Source organism: Shewanella sp. KT0246, assembly GCF_019654955.1.
Classification (GTDB): Bacteria; Pseudomonadota; Gammaproteobacteria; order Enterobacterales; family Shewanellaceae; genus Shewanella; species Shewanella goraebulensis.
Window position 1 is genome coordinate 1 of record NZ_BPEV01000146.1, and the last position, 470, is coordinate 470.

Annotated in this window: 1 protein-coding gene; it reads right to left on the bottom strand. The window is 50.4% G+C overall.

Going from position 1 to position 470, the window contains the following annotated elements:
* A partial coding sequence (locus K5Q58_RS21220) for an inorganic diphosphatase (protein WP_259651417.1) occupies positions 1-141 on the bottom strand: 141 nt, incomplete at its 3' end.
* Positions 142-470: the final 329 nt, after the last annotated feature.

Below are 470 nucleotides of genomic sequence, written 5' to 3' on the forward strand. Positions count from 1 at the left end.
AGTCATCATGCGATCCACAAACAAGGCACCTGTGTCCTTGTCCACTTCATACTTGATAGGGTCGTGGTTTTGTGGGATTTCGATGATCACGTAGATGTCATCTGGCAGGGATTTGCCCGCAGGCACTGCATTTAAGCTCATGGAAGTATCCTTAGACTGTGTATAAATCTATTTCAGGTCCGGCCTGAAGTTCAGTGTGGCGCGTATTATAGCGCGATTTGACGGCTTGCCAATGAAAGGCCGCAGTCTTAAGACTAATTGCCAACAGTTCATCCCAGGCTATCTGTCTCAGGCCTTGAATTGTACCGTCAATTCAGGGCTGCCGACCCCGGCAGCCCCAAGCGGCGTTTAGAGTTCAGGCTCGCCGCTGTAATCCTGCTGATGGTACTCGAGGCAGGCATCGACTTCATTGGCCGAGCCCACGAGACAGGCAGAAATCTCGTATGCCGTCTTCTGCTTGAAAAAAAAAA